Source organism: Streptosporangium sp. NPDC005286, from assembly GCF_040607515.1.
Taxonomy (GTDB): domain Bacteria; phylum Actinomycetota; class Actinomycetes; order Streptosporangiales; family Streptosporangiaceae; genus Streptosporangium.
This window is the reverse complement of the sequence record NZ_JBEXGU010000257.1, coordinates 5,275-8,891: the sequence shown is the minus strand read 5'-3', so window position 1 is coordinate 8,891 and position 3,617 is coordinate 5,275. Positions and strand designations below refer to the sequence as shown.

Annotated in this window: 1 protein-coding gene; it reads right to left on the bottom strand. The window is 72.7% G+C overall.

Annotated features, from left to right (window positions below):
• On the bottom strand, nt 1-3,584 hold a 3,584-nt coding region (locus ABZU75_RS43465; RefSeq protein ID WP_355568377.1), incomplete at its 3' end, for an amino acid adenylation domain-containing protein.
• Nucleotides 3,585-3,617: the final 33 nt, after the last annotated feature.

Here is a 3,617-nt window from a genome sequence, read left to right as displayed (position 1 = left end):
TCCCCCGTCCGATACATCCGCCCACCGGACCCATCAAACGGACACGCCACAAACCGCTCCGCCGTCAACCCGGCCCGCCCCAGATACCCCCGCGCCAGCTGCGCTCCGGCCAGGTACAGCTCCCCCTCCACCCCGGCCGGAACCGGCCGCAGCCACGAATCCAGCACGTGGAGACGGGTGTTCCAGACGGGATGACCGATCGGCACGGAGGTGGTCTCCGTGCCGGGACGGTGCTCCCAGAAGGTGACGTCGACCGCGGCCTCGGTCGGGCCGTAGAGGTTGTGCACCGGCACCCCCAGCCGGGCCGCCGCCTCGTCGGCGAGTGCGGGTGGCAGCGCCTCACCGCTGCAGACGAGAAACCGAAGAGCCGTACCCGTTCCGGACACCTCCGGCGAACCAGGAGAGGGCACCGCCTCCAGGAAGGCGGCCAGCATGGAGGGGACGAAGTGCAGGACCGTGATGCGTTCGGAGTCGATGAGCCCGGCGAGGTAGGACGGGTCCCGGTGCCCGTCCGGCCTGGTGACGACCAGGGTGGCGCCGGTCTGAAGCGGCCAGAAGAACTCCCAGACCGACACGTCGAATCCGGCCGGCGTCTTCTGCAGAACGCGGTCCGCCGGACCCAGGCGATACTCGGACTGGGCCCAGAGCAGGCGGTTGACGATCGCACCGTGGGTGACCACGACCCCCTTGGGCCGCCCCGTCGAGCCGGAGGTGTAGATCACGTACGCCGGATGCTCCGGCGCGAGCGGCACACCGAGATCGGAAGCCGGGTACCCGGAGGCGTCGGCACGGCCCAGCCAGTCACCGTCGATCACCAGAACCGGCCATGAGTCGTCCAGCATCGACGCGATCCGCGCCGCAGGAAGCTCCGGGTCGACCGGCAGGTAGGCGGCGCCCGCCTTGATCACGGCGTACATGGCGACCAGCAGGTCCGGTGACCTGGGCAGCATCAGCGCCACCACTCGTTCGGCTCCCACCCCGTACTCGGCCACCAGCAGCCGGGCCAGCCGGTTGGCTCGCGCGTTGAACGCCGCGTAGCTCAGCTCGTCCCCCTCGAACACCAGCGCCGTCGCGTCCGGTGTCCGCGCGACCTGGGCCTCGAACAGCGCGGCCAGCGTGGTGCGGGGCACGTCCGCGGCCGTGTCGTTCCAGTGGTGTGGCACGAGCCCGCGCTCGCCCGGGGAGAACCCGTCGAGACGGCCGGCGGCGGTGTCCGGTTCGGCGACCAGTTCGGCCAGCAGGCTCAGGAAGCGGTCGAGCAGAGCCGCGGCCTCCGCCTCGGTGAACACGTCGGGCCGGTACTGCAGCCGGAAACGGAGCACGTCCCCCGGCACGACCAGCAGCGTGATCGGGTAGTGCGTCGCGTCGGTCACGTCCGCCGAGGTCAGGTCGAGGTCGCCGATCGCCGTACGGGAGTCGATGGGGTAGTTCTCCATCACCAGCAGCGCGTCGAACAGGGGGCCGCGCCGGATCTCGGCAAGGCCGACGTGGTGGTGGGGCAGCAGTTCCGCCTGCTCGTCGCGGAGCCTGCGCAGCAGGTCACCCACGGTTTCCGCGGGGTCGAGCCGGACCCGGACCGGCAGGGTGTTGATGAACAGGCCGACCATGCGCTCGACCCCGGGCAGCTCGGGCGGGCGGCCGGAGACCGTACCGCCGAAGACGACGTCCCGGCGGCCGGTCAGCCGGCCGAGCAGCAGGCCGAAGGCGGCCTGCATGACGGTGCTGAGCGTGCTGGAGTGCGTGCGGGCGAGAGCGGTGAGCGCCCTGGTCCGGCCGTCGTCGAGTTCGGCGGTGACCCTGGCGGGCGCGACCGGCTCGGCGGGGGCGTGCGGGGCGGCGAGGGCGGGCTCGTCGAAACCGTCCAGCGCGCGCTCCCAGGCCCGCCGCGTGGACTCGCCGTCCCGACCGGCCAGCCAGGCCAGGTAGTTCTCGTACGGCGGCGCGGGGGCGGGTTCCTGGCCTGAGTACAGCGCGAACAGCTCGGCCGCCAGCAGCGGTGTCGACCAGCCGTCCAGCAGGATGTGATGGTTGGTGAGGATCAGCCGGTGCCTGCCGGGTCCGAGCCGTACCAGTGCGAAACGGAGCAGCGGTGGCCGGGACAGGTCGAACCGCCGGGCCCGCTCCTCGGCGGCCACCGTCTCGGCGTCGGTCCCCGCCACCTCCCGCCACGGCACCTCCACCCGCCGGTGCACCAGCTGCACCGGGTCGCCGCGCAGCTCGAAGGAGGTTCGGAGGTTGGGGTGCCTGCGGACCAGGCGTTCCGCGGCGGCCCTGAGCCGTGGCGCGTCGAGGGGGCCGCTCAGGTCCAGGGTCAGCTGAGCGGTGTAGACGTCCACCTCCAGCAGGGAGTGGAAGAACAGGCCGTGCTGGAGCGGGGCGAGCGGCCAGACGTTCTGGAGGCCGGGGCCGAGCTCGTCGAGGTCGTCCTGGGTGAGGGGTACCGCGACGTCGGAGGGGGTGAGGCCGCCGCCGACGTGCCGGGAGATGCCGGTCAGAGCCTCCGACCAGGCGGCGGCCAGCTCGGCGATCCGGTTGTCGGCGTGGCGGGTGGGATCCCAGGTCCAGGTGACGCGGAGGACGTCACCGAGGGCGATCGCGTCGATCTGGATGCCGTGCCTGAGCGGGGCGGCGGCATCCTGGCCACCGGACAGCCCTCCGGCTACGGGCTCCCAGTCCAGCCCGGAGGAGGTGATCCGGCCGAGATAGTTGAAACCGATCTCCGGCTGGGGCAGTGCGGCGAGTGCGGGGGCCGTGTCAGGGTTGAGGTAACGCAGGAGGCCATAGCCCAGCGGGTCGGGAAGAGCGCGGAGCTGCTCCTTCACCCGCTTGACCGCCTGGCCCGCGGCCTGGCCTCCGTTCTTGAGATCGGCCCAGTCAACGGGGCCCGCGTCGATCCTGACGGGGTGCACGGCGGTGAACCAGCCCACAGTCGCGGACAGGTCCACGCCGGGGAGGACCTCCTGCCTGCCGTGCCCCTCCAGGTCGACGAGTACGGAACGCCGCCCGCTCCACCTCGCGACCGCCGCCGCGAGCCCGGCGAGCAGCACGTCGTCGGCGTTCCCGTGGAAGGCACCCGGCACGCCGCCCAGCAGCGGCCCCGCCACGTCGGCGGAGAGCTCCACGACCATCTCCCGCCGCTCCCCCCAGGTTCCCCGCTCGCGTACCGGCGCGGCGGGAAGGAGTGAGCCATCGGTCGCGGGGACGAAAGTGCCCGAGGACACGGCCCGCGCCGGTGAGACCGGCGGGGACGGCGCGAGGAGCGCGGTCCAGGCGGGAAGGTCGGCCACCCGTACCGGGTTCACGGCCTCGGCCTGGAGCAGACGCGCCCAGGTGCGGAAGGAGGTGGTGGGCTCGGGCAGGCGTACCTCGGTGCCCTCTCTCCCGGCGCTCCAGGCCGCGAGAAGGTCGGGCAGCAGGATCCGCCAGGAGACGCCGTCGACGGCCAGGTGGTGGATGGCCAGCAGAAGCCGTCCGGACCGCTCGTGGCCCGCGTCGAACCACACGACCCGTACCATCCGTCCGGCGCCGGGATCCAGCTCACCCCGGACCCGCTCGGCATACCCGGCCACCGTCTCGTCCGACACGTCCCGAACCCGTGCACCGTCCCCGCCGGGAAC